Origin of the sequence: Pseudomonas cerasi, assembly GCF_027983475.1 — a bacterium.
Classification (GTDB): domain Bacteria; phylum Pseudomonadota; class Gammaproteobacteria; order Pseudomonadales; family Pseudomonadaceae; genus Aquipseudomonas; species Aquipseudomonas cerasi.
The window spans coordinates 357,057-372,808 of sequence record NZ_JAQJVM010000002.1; the positions used below are offsets into that span (position 1 = coordinate 357,057).

At 58.8% G+C, this 15,752-nt stretch carries 14 protein-coding genes and 1 pseudogene; 11 read left to right on the plus strand and 4 right to left on the minus strand.

Annotated elements, in window-relative coordinates:
- Nucleotides 1-126 precede the first annotated feature (126 nt).
- Together PI739_RS10710 and PI739_RS10715 are read left to right on the plus strand one after the other, a co-directional pair.
- Nucleotides 127-1,032, plus strand: a complete 906-nt coding sequence (locus PI739_RS10710; protein ID WP_003434613.1) for a LysR family transcriptional regulator — start codon at nucleotides 127-129, stop codon at nucleotides 1,030-1,032.
- Nucleotides 1,033-1,135: 103 nt separating this feature from the next.
- Entirely contained in the window at nucleotides 1,136-2,371 is a 1,236-nt protein-coding gene (locus tag PI739_RS10715) for a zinc-dependent alcohol dehydrogenase (protein ID WP_054080895.1), read from the plus strand.
- 140 nt (nucleotides 2,372-2,511) lie between these two features.
- Here PI739_RS10715 and PI739_RS10720 read toward each other — a convergent pair whose 3' ends face one another.
- Both PI739_RS10720 and PI739_RS10725 read right to left on the minus strand, forming a co-directional pair.
- Nucleotides 2,512-3,243: an aspartate/glutamate racemase family protein gene (locus tag PI739_RS10720; protein WP_054080894.1), complete on the minus strand. Its 732-nt coding sequence runs from the start codon at nucleotides 3,241-3,243 to the stop codon at nucleotides 2,512-2,514.
- A 10-nt stretch (nucleotides 3,244-3,253) separates the two neighbouring features.
- Nucleotides 3,254-3,973: a GntR family transcriptional regulator gene (locus PI739_RS10725; protein ID WP_054080893.1), complete on the minus strand. Its 720-nt coding sequence runs from the start codon at nucleotides 3,971-3,973 to the stop codon at nucleotides 3,254-3,256.
- A gap of 343 nt (nucleotides 3,974-4,316) precedes the next feature.
- On the opposite strand from PI739_RS10725, the gene PI739_RS10730 reads away from it, so the two are divergent.
- The 5 genes and pseudogenes from PI739_RS10730 (at nucleotide 4,317) to PI739_RS24880 (ending at nucleotide 10,509) form a co-directional block, all read left to right on the plus strand.
- On the plus strand, nucleotides 4,317-5,768 hold the full coding sequence (locus PI739_RS10730) for an NCS1 family nucleobase:cation symporter-1 (protein WP_003369940.1): 1,452 nt from the start codon (nucleotides 4,317-4,319) through the stop codon (nucleotides 5,766-5,768).
- A 289-nt stretch (nucleotides 5,769-6,057) separates the two neighbouring features.
- On the plus strand, nucleotides 6,058-8,133 hold the full coding sequence (locus PI739_RS10735; protein ID WP_054080891.1) for a hybrid sensor histidine kinase/response regulator: 2,076 nt from the start codon (nucleotides 6,058-6,060) through the stop codon (nucleotides 8,131-8,133).
- Nucleotide 8,134: 1 nt separating this feature from the next.
- Nucleotides 8,135-8,458: a hypothetical protein gene (locus tag PI739_RS10740; RefSeq protein ID WP_080377301.1), complete on the plus strand. Its 324-nt coding sequence runs from the start codon at nucleotides 8,135-8,137 to the stop codon at nucleotides 8,456-8,458.
- Between the two features lie 161 nt (nucleotides 8,459-8,619).
- Nucleotides 8,620-9,654: pseudogene (locus tag PI739_RS24875) on the plus strand (HAMP domain-containing protein); the annotation flags it as partial.
- A gap of 90 nt (nucleotides 9,655-9,744) precedes the next feature.
- Complete coding sequence (locus PI739_RS24880) at nucleotides 9,745-10,509, plus strand: methyl-accepting chemotaxis protein (protein WP_371124892.1); 765 nt, start codon at nucleotides 9,745-9,747, stop codon at nucleotides 10,507-10,509.
- Between the two features lie 112 nt (nucleotides 10,510-10,621).
- Here the strand turns inward: PI739_RS24880 and PI739_RS10750 are convergent, their stop codons facing one another.
- Nucleotides 10,622-10,936: a hypothetical protein gene (locus PI739_RS10750; RefSeq protein ID WP_003434609.1), complete on the minus strand. Its 315-nt coding sequence runs from the start codon at nucleotides 10,934-10,936 to the stop codon at nucleotides 10,622-10,624.
- A gap of 243 nt (nucleotides 10,937-11,179) precedes the next feature.
- Nucleotides 11,180-12,043, minus strand: coding sequence for an alpha/beta hydrolase (locus PI739_RS10755; protein WP_054080889.1), 864 nt, complete (start codon nucleotides 12,041-12,043; stop codon nucleotides 11,180-11,182).
- Between the two features lie 117 nt (nucleotides 12,044-12,160).
- On the opposite strand from PI739_RS10755, the gene PI739_RS10760 reads away from it, so the two are divergent.
- From PI739_RS10760 to PI739_RS10775, 4 genes are all read left to right on the plus strand, one after another.
- Nucleotides 12,161-12,763 (plus strand): TetR/AcrR family transcriptional regulator, encoded by a 603-nt coding sequence (locus tag PI739_RS10760; RefSeq protein WP_003434607.1) that lies wholly within the window; start codon nucleotides 12,161-12,163, stop codon nucleotides 12,761-12,763.
- A 256-nt stretch (nucleotides 12,764-13,019) separates the two neighbouring features.
- Complete coding sequence (locus PI739_RS10765) at nucleotides 13,020-13,808, plus strand: SDR family NAD(P)-dependent oxidoreductase (RefSeq protein WP_003369923.1); 789 nt, start codon at nucleotides 13,020-13,022, stop codon at nucleotides 13,806-13,808.
- Between the two features lie 59 nt (nucleotides 13,809-13,867).
- Nucleotides 13,868-14,869 (plus strand): NADP-dependent oxidoreductase, encoded by a 1,002-nt coding sequence (locus tag PI739_RS10770; RefSeq protein WP_054080888.1) that lies wholly within the window; start codon nucleotides 13,868-13,870, stop codon nucleotides 14,867-14,869.
- Nucleotides 14,870-14,933: 64 nt separating this feature from the next.
- The gene (locus PI739_RS10775) at nucleotides 14,934-15,746 is read left to right on the plus strand and encodes an oxidoreductase (protein ID WP_054080887.1); all 813 of its coding nucleotides are present in this window, start codon (nucleotides 14,934-14,936) and stop codon (nucleotides 15,744-15,746) included.
- The last annotated feature ends 6 nt before the right edge of the window (nucleotides 15,747-15,752 follow it).

The window sequence follows — 15,752 nt, forward strand, 5'->3', positions numbered from 1 at the left end:
AGGATGACGCTGCGGGCCCTTTCGGCCTGCAATGTGCTGATGATTCGAGTATGGACAGCGCTCTCCCCTCTCAGCAATAATCCAAAAATCGAATTTATGTTGCCTTTAGCGCAACACTGGAAGCCCATGAGCCTCGTTCAAGATCGACGCATCCTGTATTTTTTCGAAGCCGTACGATTGGGCAGCGTCCGGGCTGCTGCCGACTTCCTCAACGTTGCGCCTTCGGCGGTCAGCCGTCAGATCGCGCAACTGGAACAGGAGCTGGGCTCTCCACTGCTCGAGCGTCATCGACGCGGCGTCAAACCGACCGAGGCGGGCGACAAGGTGTTGGCCTACTACCGCCAGCGACTGACGCAGCAGGAGGTCCTGCTGGATTCGATTCAGGCTCTGAAAGGCTTGCACAGCGGCTCGGTGACGCTGGTCTCCGGAGAGGGGTTTCTGGAAAGTCTCGCGCAGCCGCTGGCCCGGTTTTCCGAGCTGTACCCCAGGATCGAACTGATCGTGAACGTGTGTGGCAGCAACGAAGTGATTCGCCAGGTGGTCGAGGATGAAGCGCACATCGGCCTGGTCTTCAACCCGGCTGCCGACCCGAAAATCCGCTCGCATGCGCATCAGCGTCAACCGGTCTGTGTGATCACCGCGCCGAATCATCCGCTGGCGGAAGAACCAGGCCCGATAAAGCTCCAGGCACTTGAAGACTACCGTGTCGCCCTGCCCGCAGTGTCTTACGGTATCCGCCAGATTCTGCTGCAAGCCGAGCACCAGTTGGGCATCACTGTGCAGCCGACGCTGACCTGCAGCACTTTCGCCATGCTCAAGCATTTCGCCATGCAGGGTGGCGTCACGCTGCTGCCGACCTTTGTCGTGGAGGAAGAAATAAAGGCCGGAACATTGCGGGCCCTGCCCTTGCAGCATGAGGTGTTCAGCACCCCGCAGACCCACCTGATCAGCCGCCTGGGCCGTCAACTGAGTGTCGGCGCCAACCGCCTGATGGGCATGCTGTTGCAGGATATGACGGCGTTCCGCAACTGACCTACCGTTAGTCCCACGTCAACCAATCGCGCTGAACCAACAAAAATCTCATGGTTCATCTTCAGTAACGGAGCGGAATTCCTGCTGCCATTGAGGATTAACCATGAGAGCCTTGACTTACCACGGTGCGAACAATGTGAAGGTCGACACGGTGCCGGACCCCGTGATCGAGCAAGCGGATGACATCATTCTGCGCGTAACCGCGACGGCTATCTGCGGTTCCGACCTGCACTTGTATCGCGGCAAAATCCCTACGGTTGAACATGGCGACATTTTCGGTCACGAGTTCATGGGCGTCGTGGAAGAAACCGGCTCGGCCGTCACGGCCGTGGCCAAAGGCGATCGCGTGGTGATCCCGTTCGTCATCGCCTGCGGCAGCTGTTTTTTCTGCAACATCGACCTGTTCGCGGCCTGCGAAACCACCAACACCGGACGTGGCGCGATTCTTAACAAAAAGTCGATTCCACCAGGAGCGGCGCTATTCGGCTTCAGCCATCTGTATGGCGGCGTCCCGGGCGGCCAGGCCGAATACGTGCGCGTGCCCAAGGCCAATGTCGGTCCGTTCAAGGTGCCGGGCACGCTGGCTGACGAGAAGGTTCTGTTCCTCTCCGATATTCTCCCCACCGCTTGGCAGGCTGTACTCAACGCCGGGATAGGCCAAGGCTCGACTGTTGCCATTTATGGGGCTGGCCCGGTCGGCCTGATGAGCGCAGCGTGCGCAAAAATGCTCGGTGCGGAGAAGATCTTCATGGTTGATCACCACCCGTACCGTCTGGCCTATGCGCAGAAAACCTACGGCGTGATCCCGATCAACTTCGACGAAGATGATGATCCGGCCGACACGATCATCCGCCAGACTGCTGGCATGCGTGGCGTGGACGGCGTTGTGGATGCGGTGGGTTTCGAGGCCAAGGGCAGCACCACTGAAACCATCCTGGCCACGCTGAAGCTGGAAGGCAGCAGCGGCAAGGCATTGCGTCAGTGCATCGCGGCGGTAAGACGTGGCGGCGTGGTCAGTGTGCCAGGCGTATATGCCGGTTTCATCCACGGCTTCATGTTCGGCGATGCGTTCGACAAGGGCCTGACCTTCAAGATGGGCCAGACCCACGTGCATCGCTTCATGCCTGAACTGCTGGAACACATTGAGGCCGGCCGCCTGGAGCCCGAAGCTATCATCACGCACCGGATGTCACTGGAGGATGCGGCGAAGGGCTACAAGCTGTTCGACAAGAAGAAAGAGGATTGCCGCAAGGTCATCCTGACGCCGGGCAACAATACGATTGTGGTGCCCGACGACACGACCGAAGCCTTGGTCGGGGGTGGCGTGCCGGCTATGTGAGATACAAGTTCGCTTTTGATTCTGGCCTAAGGCCGCAGGAGCAAACCTGTTCGCGAACGGTATTCAGACGATGAATGTTCATCGTTCATGCCGCCCCTTTCGCGAACACGTTCGCTCCTACGCCCTTCGGGCAGAAGCCATCAACGGCTCAGGTAGGCAAACCGGCCTTTGAACGGTTTGCCGATGGGGTCGGCCAGGTCGCCGTGTTTGCTGGTGGTCAGGCCCAGATCCACCAGCGATTCGGCCAGTTTCACCGCCGCAGCCACGCCGTCGATGACCGGCAGGCCGATCGCTTCGCTCAACTGCCTGCCCAGATCCGCCATCCCGCCGCAACCCAGCACAATGGCTCCCGCCCCTTCGTCATCACGGGCGCGACGGGCTTGTTCGGCCATGCATTCGATGAGCTCCGGCCCGCTTTCCTCCAGCGCCAGCACCGGCAGATCGATACAGCGCACCGATGTGCATAATTCACTGAAGCCATAACGCTGCAGCAGATGTTCGGCGATGATCCGGGTGCGGGTCAGTGTGGTGACCACGGCGAAACGGGTAGAAATCAGGCTGGCCATGTGAAAAGCCGCTTCGGCGATACCGATCACCGGGGCGCTGGCGTACTCGCGTGCCGCCAGCAGGCCGGGGTCGCCGAAACAGGCGATGATGTGCGCGTCGACCTGCTGCTCACGGCCTTTGCGTATTTCTTCCAGCACGCCAAGGGTCGCGATCGCCTCGTCGAAATGGCCTTCGATGGACACCGGGCCATCCGCCGGACTGCAGGCGATGATCTGTGTGCCAGGGCGCGCCACGGCTTGCGCGGCCAGACCGATCTTGTGGGTCATGGCTTCGCTGGTGTTGGGGTTGATTACTTGAATACGCACCGGAACTCCTTCAGCGCCGTTTGAAAATGCTATGAAAATCCACTGTCTCGCTGACCGGCGCATCCACATTCAGGCTGGCACGGATGCGCCGTAGATGCTCGGCCATCCATTCACGTGCCTGTTCGCCGTGCCCGCTTTCGAGCAAGGTCAGCAAGTCAACATGCTGGCCACAATCACAGCCGACACTGCGTCGCGAGCCGTACACCGCCACAATCAACGAGGACCGCGTGGTGAGTTGCGCAACCTGCTCGGTCAACACCTGATTACCCGCCAGCGCGCTCAGTTGCACATGGAAACGCGCCGACAATTGAATCGCTTCGCTGTGGCGCCCGGCGTGTTGCGCCTCATGCTCCTGATCGCAGAGCGCGCGCAGGGCTTGCAGGCACTGACCGGCGACTCGCGTGGCGATATCGGCCATCAGCGCGGGCTCGATCAGTTGCCTGGCACCCAATACATCCTGTGCCTCCTGAGCCGACGGTTGCGCAACCTCTGCACCGCGCTTGGGGCGCAGGGTCACCAGTCGTTCCAGCGCCAGACGCTGCAAGACCTTGCGAATACCGGTACGGCTGATCTCGAATACGTCGGCCAAAGCGTCCTCGGGCAAGCGCGTCCCCGGAGCGAGCCGATGTTCGACGATAGCTTCCAGTACATGCTGGTAAATCTGTTCATCACGGCCTTTTTCATCGGCAGAAGGCGTGAGAAACAACGGGGCACTGTCAGATCGGATCATGGCTTCACATCACATTGGCATTACAGATCGTATACAAGAATAGTGCCTGATGCGGAACATGATGAGTAGCGCAATTTAGCAGCGCGCCAAATGGCTTCTCAGTTGAAAACGTATGAATCGCACCGTAAATGAGCAAAAGCGCCCTGTTTACGTGCACTTCAAGCGCAGGTTCGAACCTGTCTGATTTACCCACCCGTCTCGGTACAAGCGCCCTGAAACAAGACTCGCGACCATTCCAGGCCGAATGATAATCGTATGGCACATTTTTTGCGTACACGATCGTATACAAAAAAATCGCCGATCGTACTCCGATCCCGTCACGACACACCGAGGGAGTCACGCAATGACAGATCAACGCCCGACCGGGTACAGCCCGCGCTTGCACAACCACGATCTGGGGCCGGTGCCGCAGAAGTGGACCTGGTACAACATCCTGGCGTTCTGGATGAGCGACGTGCACAGCGTCGGCGGCTACGTTTTCGCGGCCAGTCTGTTCGCTCTGGGCCTGGCCAGTTGGCAAGTGCTGATCGCGCTGCTGGTGGGGATCTGCATCATTCAAGTGATCGCCAATCTGGTGGCCAAACCCAGTCAGCAAGCCGCCGTGCCCTACCCGGTCATCTGCCGCCTGGCCTTCGGCGTCTTCGGTGCCAACATTCCCGCCATCATTCGCGGGCTGATCGCGGTGGCGTGGTACGGCATTCAAACCTACCTGGCGTCCAGCGCGCTAGTGATCGTGGTGCTGCGTTTCTTCCCGGAACTGGCTGCGTATCAGAATGTGACCTTTCTCGGGCTGTCGTGGCTTGGCTGGTCCGGCTTTCTGGCGTTGTGGGTGGTTCAGGCTGCTGTGTTCTGGACCGGCATGGAGTCGATCAGACGTTTCATCGACTGGGCCGGTCCTGCCGTTTACGCGGTGATGTTCGCGCTGGCAGGCTGGATTGTCTGGCGCGCCGGCTGGGACAACATCAGTTTCACCCTGGCTGAAAAAGAGTTGTCCGGCTGGGCGGCGTTCGGGCAAGTGGTCATGGCCATCGCGCTGGTGGTCTCGTATTTCTCCGGGCCGACGCTGAACTTCGGTGATTTCAGCCGCTATTGCCGCAGCATGGCCGACGTGCGCCGCGGCAATTTCTGGGGCTTGCCGGTGAATTTTCTGGCGTTTTCACTGGTAACGGTGGTGATCGTCTCGGGCACATTGCCGATTTTCGGTGAGATGATCCACGACCCGATCGCGACCGTCGCGCGCATCGATAACACCACGGCCGTGCTGCTCGGCGCCTTTACTTTCGTGACCGCGACGGTCGGTATCAACATCGTCGCCAACTTCGTTTCCCCTGCCTTCGACTTCGCCAACGTGGCGCCCAGCCGCATCAGCTGGCGTGCAGGCGGCATGATCGCTGCCGTAGCGTCGATCTTCATCACCCCCTGGAACCTGTTCAACAACCCGGAAGTGATCCATTACACTCTGGACGTGCTGGCGGCCTGTATCGGCCCGCTGTTCGGCATCCTGCTGGTGGATTACTACCTGATCAAGAAACAGCAGATCGACGTCGACGCCCTGTTCAATGACACGCCAAGCGGTCGTTACTGGTACACCAACGGCGTCAACTGGATCGCGGTCAAGGCACTGCTGCTCACTGCACTGGTCGGTCTGTGCTTCACCTTTGTCGAGTGGTTCAAGCCGATTGCCAACTTCGCCTGGTTTACCGGTTGCATCCTGGGCGGCGCAGTGTTTTATGCGCTAACCCGCTGGTCGCCGGTGCAGGCTGCCAACCTGCCTGCGCCCGTCGGCCAGCATTGAGACGTTCGCAGGACGCTGAATACTTGAATGAAACCAGCGCTTTCAGGTGACTCGCCGAGCCCGGCATGACCTGAAAGCGCTGCCCTGCCTGCTCCGCTGAAAATAGCGCGCACCTCAAATGATATTAATTTAATATCACCCTATCCAGAATCATGGAATGATCGAGTGTTACTGATCGCTCTGTGAGGCATCAGGCACAAAATAGAATAAATTTTGTACAACTTTCAGGCCGCTGCGCTGCCCTATGACTGAGTCTTTGTGAACCAGGCGTTCAAGTGGGTCGATAGTGATGAGCAATGATGTTTCTGGCGGCAGGCCATTTGCCCCCCAGCCACCCCCGCCTTCGGAGCAGGAAGCGGCCGAGCAGCTACAACTCGCCCTGGATTCAGGGGCAGTTGTCGGCACTTGGGTGTGGGACATCATTGCCGATCAGTTGACCGGCGATGAGCGTTTTGCCCGGACCTTCGGTTTGTCCCCGAAGCTGTGCGCCAAAGGCTTGCCACTGGAACTGGTGATTGCCTCCATTCATCCCGACGACTCGGCCAGAGTCGACAAGTCAATCGAGGACGCGCTTCAAAGCAGCGAAACCTACCGATGCGAATACCGGGTTCTGCATGAAGACGGTCTTTATCGCTGGATCGAAGCCAGCGGACGAATCGAGCGCGATAGTCGCGGCAAACCTGTTCGCAGTCCGGGCGTATTGCTCGATATAGACAGCCGTCGCACGGCTGAAGAGGAGCGCGACCGGCTCAACGAGTTGCTGAGGATATTCACGGCTGCCGTTCCCGGCGTCGTCTACGCCAAGGATCTCGAGGGTCGCATGCTGGTCGCCAATCGTGGCACCGCTGAACTGATCGGCAAACCGCCCGCGTTTTTCATCGGCAAGACGGACCTGGAGTTTCTGGATGATCCGCAGCAGGCACGGGTGCTCATGGAAACCGACCGCCGGATCATGCAGAACAATGTCAGCGAACAGATCGAAGAACACGTCAACCTGCCTGACGGCTCTGCAGCGACGTGGCTCTCGACCAAAGCGCCCTTGCTCGATGAAAACGGCGAGGTGATCGGTCTGATCGGCTCGTCTGTTGATGTCACCGCCAGAAAAAAAGCCGAAGAAGCGGTCAGAGAACTCAATCAGACACTCGAACAGCGCATCGAACAAGCCGTTTTCGAACGCGAGCAGATCGAAGACGCCCTGCGCCACTCGCAGAAGATGGATGCCGTCGGGCAACTGACCGGAGGCATCGCTCATGACTTCAACAACCTGCTGGCCGGTATTTCCGGCAGCCTGGAACTGATCACCAAACGGTTGGCTCAGGGGCGCGTCGGCGATGTTGACCGTTACGTGTCGGTCGCCCAGGGTGCGGTACGCCGCGCGGCGTCGCTGACTCACCGTCTGCTGGCGTTCTCCCGACGCCAGACACTGTCGCCGAGAGTCACCGACGTCAACGGGTTGATTCATGACATGGAAGAGTTGATCGCCCGTACCGTCGGCCCGGAGATAGACATAAAGGTCGTCGCCCAGAATGATCTATGGCCTGCGCTGATCGATCATGCCCAGCTGGAAAGCTCGCTCCTGAACCTGTGCCTGAACGCCCGTGACGCGATGCCCAACGGCGGGCGCATTATCATCGAGACCGCTAACGCGTCTCTTGAAGAGTGCACCGATCCGGACCATGGCATTCCTGCCGGCGAGCACCTGAGCATACGGGTCACCGACACGGGCATCGGCATGAGTCCGGACATTGCCGCCAAAGCCTTCGAACCGTTCTTCACCACCAAGCCCATAGGTGCCGGCACCGGTCTCGGGCTGTCGATGGTGTATGGTTTTGTGCGCCAGTCCGGCGGGCAGATTCGCGTCGAATCGGTCGAAGGCCAGGGCACCAGCGTGGTCATGCACCTGCCACGCCACACTGCTGAAAATGCTCCCCGCCCCGTCGAGCCGGAAGTCATTGAAGAACCGCCGCATCACACCGGCGAAACCGTCCTGATCGTGGACGACGAACCCTCGGTGAGGATGCTCGTCGCCGAAGTCATCAGCGGTCTGGGCTACAACTGCTTGGAAGCGGCAGACGCACAGTCAGGTTTGCAGATCCTGCAGTCGGACACACGCATCGACCTGCTGATCAGTGACATAGGCTTGCCGGGCGGCATGAATGGCCGGGAAATGGCCGATGCGGCAGGCGACTGTCGACCGGGCCTGCCGACCCTGTTCATCACCGGTTATGCCAAAACATCCGTGCTGGACGATTGCCACCTGCGGCCTTGCACGCAAGTGCTCACCAAGCCGTTCGGGCTGGATGCGCTGGCCGGGCGAGTGACAGGCCTGATCGGCGCTGACGCGGTCGCGCGCGGGTTTTCGTAGGGTGAATCCGACCACGCCTGACGGTCGGTATTTTGTGGTCAGGGACCAACTCTGGCGGTGCTCCAATCCCTCTTTGAGCGACGACGTCCGCCAGCACCTGGTGGATGAGCTGATGGCTGCACGTCGTGCAGTCAAGGCCGCCAAGGCGTCCGAAGACCCCGAAGCCTTGAAGACGGCTCGGACCAGTGTGGACAAGGCCAAGGTTGCGCTTGGCGAGCGCGGTGAGGTCTGGTGGACCGATGGCGCCGAGGACTTCAATCAGCGCAAGGTGAAAAACACGCCTTATGCACAGTGGTATCTCGATTTGAATCACCCTGCCTACTGAACTGACAGCGTCATTCTGAACTGAAGGATGAAACCTTCAGGTGTTTTGTCATTTATATGACATATGACATTCATAAACATCGATTCCCGCCGATAACCACCCCAGCTTTACCCACTACCTATGACTCCTTGCGTAATACCCCTCTAAAGGCTCATACCGGCATGAGAACATCGTTAAAATTCAGTCATAAAATCCTCTTGGCAGCGTCCCTTGTGGTGATCGCCGCCTTCACACTGTTCACCTTTTACAACGATTATCTGCAGCGCAATGCGTTGCGCGTGCAGCTCAAGGAGAACCTTAACCAGACGGGCGAAAGCACCGCTGGCAATATCCGTAACTGGCTTTCAGGGCGAATTCTTCTGGTAGAGAACCTGGCGGAAAACGCCTCTTCGCCTCAGTCCGCGCAAGAGCAGAATCGGGTGCTCGGCCAACCCACGCTGATCGCCACCTTCATGAGCATTTACCAGGGCAGAAGTGATGGCTCCTTCGTCACCCAGCCGCCTGATGACATGCCGGCCGATTACGACCCGCGAACGCGGCCGTGGTATGTCGATGCCGTTCGCGCCGGCAAAACCATCCTCACCGAGCCGTATCTGGACGCGGTGACCAAGGGCCTGATCGTGACCCTTGCCACACCGATCAAGGGTGAGTCTGGCGTGGCCGGCGTGATTGGCGGTGACCTGAGCCTGGAAATCCTGGTAAAGATGATCAGTTCACTGCGACTGCACGGCGACGGATACGCGTTCCTGGTCGATGCGAATGGCCGCATTCTGGTTCATCCGGACACCTCGCTGGTGATGAAGACGCTGGCCGAAGTCTACCCGACGAACACACCGAAGCTGTCGCAAGACCTCAGTGAAAGCGAATATGCCGGCAAGACACAGATCCTTACCTTCGCTCACGTGGACGGTCTGCCATCGGTCAACTGGTACGTCGGCGTGGCGATGGATAAAGACATCGCCTATGCGGCGCTGGGCGAGTTCAGAAACTCGGCCATCGTGGCCACTGTGATTGCTGTGGTGCTGATCATCCTGCTGCTGGGCATGCTCCTGAGCGTCCTGCTGCGGCCACTGAACCTGATGGGCCGCGCCATGCACGATATCGCTGCCGGCGAAGGTGACCTGACTAAGCGCCTGATTATCGAGAGCCAAGACGAGTTCGGCTATCTGGGCAACGGCTTCAACCTCTTTGTAGAGCGAATCCATGACTCGATGCGTGAAGTCGCCTCCTCCACCGTGCAGCTCAACGAAGTTGCCCAGCGCGTATTGAACGCATCCAACTCGTCGATGCTCAATTCCGATCAGCAGTCTCACCGCACCAACAGCGTCGCCGCAGCCATCAATGAGCTGGGCGCCGCAACACAGGAGATCGCCCAGAACGCCGCGCGTGCATCGGGGCACTCCAGCGATGCACGGACGTTGGCATCTAACGGGCAGGACGTAGTCGGACAGAACATCTCGGCCATGAGCCGTCTCTCCAAACGCATCAGCAGCGCAAGCGAGCAGATCGAGACGCTGAATACCAAAACAGCCAACATCGGCCAGATCCTCGACGTGATTACCGGCATCTCCCAACAGACCAATCTACTGGCCCTCAATGCGGCCATCGAGGCCGCGCGTGCGGGTGAGGCCGGCAGAGGTTTTGCCGTGGTCGCCGATGAAGTCCGCAGCCTGGCGCACCGAACCCAGGAATCAGCGAGTCAGGTGCAGGAGATGATCGAGCAGTTGCAATCCGGTGCTCGTGAAGCCGTGGCGATCATGAACGACAGCCAGCGCGAGAGCGTTGAAACGGTCGAGATTGCCAACAAGGCCGTGACAAGTCTGGAAAACGTCACCGAGCGTATCGGCGAAATCGACGGCATGAACCAGTCGGTGGCGACTGCCACCGAAGAGCAGACCGCCGTCGTGGAAGCGATCAACGTGGACATCACCGAGATCAATACGCTGAACCAGCAAGGCGTAGAGAACCTGAACGCGACCCTGCGCGCGTGCACTGACCTTGAACAGCAGTCCACTCGATTGACGCAGTTGGTGGGCAGTTTCCGAATCTGACGTGGCAAGGCAGCTGCCGGAAAGCGTTAGGCAGCGGCCTGCTCTGCTCGACTGTTCCATTCAGCCCATCCGGCAGCTCGCCTACACCAAAAGCAAGAAACGGCACCGTCGATCACACGTAAAAAAGGTCAGCCTGAAAACTCCGGTCTTCCAGTACGGCCGCACCTGTTTCGGTAACACCAAGAACAATGTGCTGGACATAGGGAAACGAGATGTCGTGCTCCAGCACAGCGGCTGAAACCAGCAGACCCTCTTTGACCAGCTCATCAATCATTGCCATAAAATCCCCGGCCGCCGGAACGTCTGATTGAAGGCGTATCAACGCGAGATAAATTTGACCGGACGTCAACTTTCCAGGGCGGACGAAGTTGGCGCTGCGGACGATTTCAAGCACCGCCAATTCATCGGAAAAATTATTAAAACCCATAGCGGCCTCCCACTTCTGAAGACGCTGACTCGCCTGTCCGGCCGTGTCAGGACTTTTAAAAGAAGCTCAGCTCGTGATGAGCGGAAACGCATCTGGCTTCCGTTATTCATCTTGCAATTAAACGAGCCAGATTCATCTTGCAATTAAACGAGCCAGATCCAACTGGCACATACGGATTTCATGAAGCTGCGTATAGACGCTTCAGAGTGGAACCGTCGGAAAGGCCATCCGTTGCGGATGCCGTTAACGATGATCCGGTTTCAGAAAGTTCATCGCTTCCGCAATCACCGAAGGGTGATCAATCAGCCGATTGTGACCAAGCCCTTCAGTGGTAAACAGACGCGCCCCCGGCCATAGTTCTGCAAAACGAGCGCCCTTTTCCCACGGTGTTTCACGGTCACGGCGGTCATGAATGATCAGGGCGGGACGATCAAGCAGCGGCAGTCGCGAACTGGCGTCGTAGTCTGCAAAGCGGCGACCGGTCAGCGAGTGCAGGACGCCCTCGAAAGGTTTGAATACTGTGTGGGCAACACCGACCGAATCGAATAGTTGAAGTACGCTGTCCGTAGGTGCAAGGAACGGCGCAATCAGGATAAAACGATCAGGGCACCACGACTGTTCCTGAGCGAAAACAATCGATGAAGCGCCCAATGAATGCGCTATCACCGCCGCAGGTTTTCCGAAATGGCGTCCCACGTGCTGCTGCACAGCCACGAACTGGGTCATGTGGCTGATATTGCCTGCGCTCAACCCGTGCGCGGGCTGATCGAACCCCACCACGGCGTAACCCATCGAGCGCAGTAACGGGACCCATCCGATAAAACGCATTGCGTAACTTGACCAGCCGTGGGCCAGCAACACATACGGCTGGCTGGAGGGATCGCCCCAGACATAGGTGGCAATTCTGATGCCGTCCAGTTCAAGGCTACCGGTTTGCACATCCGTCGCTGTACTCAGGATTTCGGCAGCCTTGGCACGTCCGGACGCCTGAGGAGTCACAAAACGTTGAGCGAGGTATCTTCCAGTGATGCCCGGTAGAATACGGCTGCTCAGCGTGAACATGCCGCGCAGCGTCAATAGTCGAAGCCTGTTGATGATGTCGCTCATCGCTATTCCCCACGCCCGTCAGATGATCTGGCGCCATTAGAACAGCCTATCTTGTCACCGACAAGATAGGCTGAACCGATGGGAATATAACTTTTGTTTCATGATAGGGAGCCTTACATGTCGACTTCAGACGCCCCACGGACCTACCACCACGGCAATCTGCCCGCCGTCCTGCGTCAGGCCGCCTGGGATATCGTGGGGGAAGCGGGAGTCCGCGGCATGTCACTGCGCGAGTGCGCCAGAAGGGCAAATGTCTCTCATGCCGCCCCCGCCCACCATTTCGGCTCTCTGGAAAATCTGCTGGCGGAGGTGGTGGCCGATGGGTATGAGCGCATGGCCGACGTCATCGTTGCCGTGCAACAGGAACTTGACGACACCCTCCTGGGTTGCGGCATTGGTTATGTAAGTTTTGCCAAAAGTTACCCGGAGCACTTCCGGTTGATGTTTGGCGCGGGTGTAAACCGCACGTTGCCCAGGCTTCTCGAATCGGGTGAACGTGCGCTGCAAGTCCTCCGCCAGTCGATACGCAACGCCTGGATAACAAAATACGGTAGCGAGCCCGACCCGGAACTGCTTGAACAGCGCACCTTCCTCGCCTGGAGCACCGCGCATGGCTACGCTTCCCTGACCATCGACAGAAAGACGAATACCCCCCCTATTCCCTCTGCCGAGTCGGTACTGCAATTGATGACATGCGCCGTGCTTATGCCGTCAGACTGAAAACAGACGCACTGACCTCCATCAGATCGATACACAACCGCCGTCGTGACTGCGCTTGCGCAGAAGCGGTTTTGGCGGTGTGCATGCAATTTGCCCGCACGTCTTCCCATGATGTTCCCCACGTCCCCTTCCGAAACCCGAGCAGGATCAGCACGGCCTATTTTTGATGTCGATCAACATCAATACGTTGACATTTTAGATTTTGATCGTAATCATAACTGCCATCTCCTCCACGCAGTTTACGAGTACATCCTCCATGACAACGCCATCCACTGTTCTCATTACCGGTGCTTCCAGCGGCATCGGCGCGGTATATGCCGAACGATTTGCCCGTCGCGGTCACAATCTCGTAGTGGTCGCTCGTGACAAGGCACGTCTTGATGATCTGGCAGCACGCCTTCGTGAAGAAAACGGCGTTGCCGTTGAAGTCATTCAGGCCGATTTGACTCAAGCTGCCGACCTCACAGCTCTGGAAACCCGCCTGCGTGAGGACGCCAGCATCGGTGTGCTGATCAACAACGCGGGCATTGCTCAATCCGGAGGGTTCGCGCAACAGAACGCCGAGTCCATCGACAAGCTTGTCGCCCTCAATATCGTCGCCCTGACACGCCTTGCGGCCGCCGTGGCCCCACGTTTCGCGCAGTCCGGCTCGGGCTCGATCGTTAACCTCGGTTCGGTGGTGGGCTTTGCGCCAGAGTTCGGCATGTCGGTCTACGGTGCGACCAAGGCCTACGTGCTGTTCCTTTCCCAGGGAATGAACGTGGAATTGGCGCCCAACGGCGTCTACGTCCAGGCGGTGCTTCCGGCGGCCACGCGCACCGAAATCTGGGAGCGTGCGGGGATCGATCTGAACACGATTGCAGAGGTGATGGACGTCGACGAACTGGTTGATGCGGCACTGGTGGGCTACGACCGCCGCGAACAGGTGACCATTCCGCCGCTGCATGTAGCGGGTCGTTGGGACTCGCTGGATGAGGCGCGGCAAGGGCTGTTGTCGGACATTCGACAGGCTCAGGCGGCCGAGCGCTATCGCCCGCAAGCCTGAGGCGGGTCAAGCCGCGGCAGATCCACACCCTTGTTCGACGACACTGGAATCAGAGCGTCATGAAAGCACTGACATTCGAAAAGTACGGCAAGTCGCCTGAGATTGCGATTACCCACGTCCCCATACCGGCCATCAAACCTGACGAACTGTTGGTGGAAGTTCACGCGGCCGGGTTGAACCCGATCGACAACATCATCACTACGGGGGTCTTCAAGCCTGTAGTGAAGTTGCAACTACCGGCCACCATGGGCAGCGATCTGGCAGGCATGGTCATTCAAGTAGGCAGCGCAGTCACTCGTTTCAAGGCAGGCGACGCAGTATTCGCGAGCCTGTTCGAACTGCGTGGGGGCGCCATCGCCCAGTTCGCCGCCGTACCGGAGCACGCTGCCGCATTGAAACCCGCCAATCTGGACTTTGTTCAGGCCGCCTCCATCCCGATGGTCGCGCTTACGTCGTGGCAGGCATTCAAGGAACGCGCCCCTCTTAAAGCGGGCCAGAAGGTGTTCATACCGGCCGGGTCTGGAGGTATCGGCACCTTCGCCATCCAGCTGGCCAAACACCTGGGCGCCAAAGTGGCCACGACCACCAGCGCGGGGAATATGGAGCTGGTTCGCAGCCTGGGCGCAGATGAAGTCGTGAATTACAAAGAGCAGGCATTTGAACAAGTGCTGCACGACGTTGACCTGGTGCTCGGCACCACCCGGGGAGACGACCTTGAAAGAGCTGTCGGCATCCTCAAGCCCGGCGGCAGGATCGTATCCCTGGTCGGCCCGCTGGATAAGGCATTCGCCAGGGCTCGGCGGATGAATGCCTTCTTCACCTTCGTATTCGGGTTGATGAGCCGCAGAATCACGCGCCTGGCGAGGAAGAAGAATGTGTCGTACTCGTTTCTGTTTGTTCGCGCGGATGGCGCTCAACTTGGCGACATCGCCAGGCTGCTCGAAAGTGGCCACATAACACCGGTGATTGACAGGGTCTTTGCGTTTGAACAGGCCAGCGAAGGGCTTGAATACCTGGGCCAGGGCCGTGCCAAAGGCAAGGTCGTCGTGAAGATCAAGTAAGCGTTTATTCAACGTCCACTCAGCCACCATTCAGGCCCGCATCTGTCGAGCATTGGAGTATCAAATGGACACCTCTTCCGAAAGAACCGCCATCGTCACGGGTGCCTCATCGGGCATCGGTCGTGCCACCGCAGAGGCGCTGGCGCGCGCGGGGTATACCGTGTTTGGCACAAGCCGCAAAATTGGTGACAGTTATGCAAAGGTCTCCATGCTGACCTGCGATGTCACGAATGACGACTCTGTCCGCGCGCTCGTTGCCACCGTGCTTGCGAAAACCGGGCGTATCGACCTGCTCGTCAACAATGCCGGCATCGGTATGCTGGGCGGGGCCGAGGAGTTCTCGATCCCGCAAGTGCAGGCACTGTTCGACGTCAATCTGTTTGGCGTCATGCGCATGACCAGCGCAGTACTGCCGTCGATGCGCCAACAAGGTCGGGGACGCATTATCAATATCGGATCGGTTCTGGGGCTGATACCCGCGCCCTACTCGGCTCATTATTCGGCGGTCAAACATGCTCTGGAAGGCTATTCGGAATCGCTCGATCACGAAATTCGCGCCTTCAACGTCCGGGTTTCGATCATTGAGCCGGCATTCGTACGCACCGTCTTCGATCAAAACGGCATCGAGCCGGACTCACGGTTGCCGGAGTATGATCAGGCGCGAGCGGGTGTCCGTGCGTTGCTCGCCGATGTGATGCCGACAGCCGACCTGCCCGAGGTTGTCGCAGCGGTGGTACTGAAAGCGGCGAGCGATGTTCGCCCACGGCATCGATACACCGCCGGCAAGGCCGCCCGACAAATCAGCCTGCTACGGCGCTTCGCGCCTGCCGGAGCGTTCGATAAAAGCTTGCGCAAGCAGTTTCGCTTGCCGGTATAGATGCCA

Coding starts and splice junctions, on each gene's coding strand:
- PI739_RS10710 (WP_003434613.1), top strand. CDS start 127: ATGAGCCTCGTTCAAGATCGACGCATCCTGTATTTTTTCGAAGCCGTA.
- PI739_RS10715 (WP_054080895.1), top strand. CDS start 1,136: ATGAGAGCCTTGACTTACCACGGTGCGAACAATGTGAAGGTCGACACG.
- PI739_RS10725 (WP_054080893.1), bottom strand. CDS start 3,973: ATGATCCGATCTGACAGTGCCCCGTTGTTTCTCACGCCTTCTGCCGAT.
- PI739_RS10730 (WP_003369940.1), top strand. CDS start 4,317: ATGACAGATCAACGCCCGACCGGGTACAGCCCGCGCTTGCACAACCAC.
- PI739_RS10735 (WP_054080891.1), top strand. CDS start 6,058: ATGAGCAATGATGTTTCTGGCGGCAGGCCATTTGCCCCCCAGCCACCC.
- PI739_RS24880 (WP_371124892.1), top strand. CDS start 9,745: ATGCTCAATTCCGATCAGCAGTCTCACCGCACCAACAGCGTCGCCGCA.
- PI739_RS10750 (WP_003434609.1), bottom strand. CDS start 10,936: ATGGGTTTTAATAATTTTTCCGATGAATTGGCGGTGCTTGAAATCGTC.
- PI739_RS10755 (WP_054080889.1), bottom strand. CDS start 12,043: ATGAGCGACATCATCAACAGGCTTCGACTATTGACGCTGCGCGGCATG.
- PI739_RS10760 (WP_003434607.1), top strand. CDS start 12,161: ATGTCGACTTCAGACGCCCCACGGACCTACCACCACGGCAATCTGCCC.
- PI739_RS10765 (WP_003369923.1), top strand. CDS start 13,020: ATGACAACGCCATCCACTGTTCTCATTACCGGTGCTTCCAGCGGCATC.
- PI739_RS10770 (WP_054080888.1), top strand. CDS start 13,868: ATGAAAGCACTGACATTCGAAAAGTACGGCAAGTCGCCTGAGATTGCG.
- PI739_RS10775 (WP_054080887.1), top strand. CDS start 14,934: ATGGACACCTCTTCCGAAAGAACCGCCATCGTCACGGGTGCCTCATCG.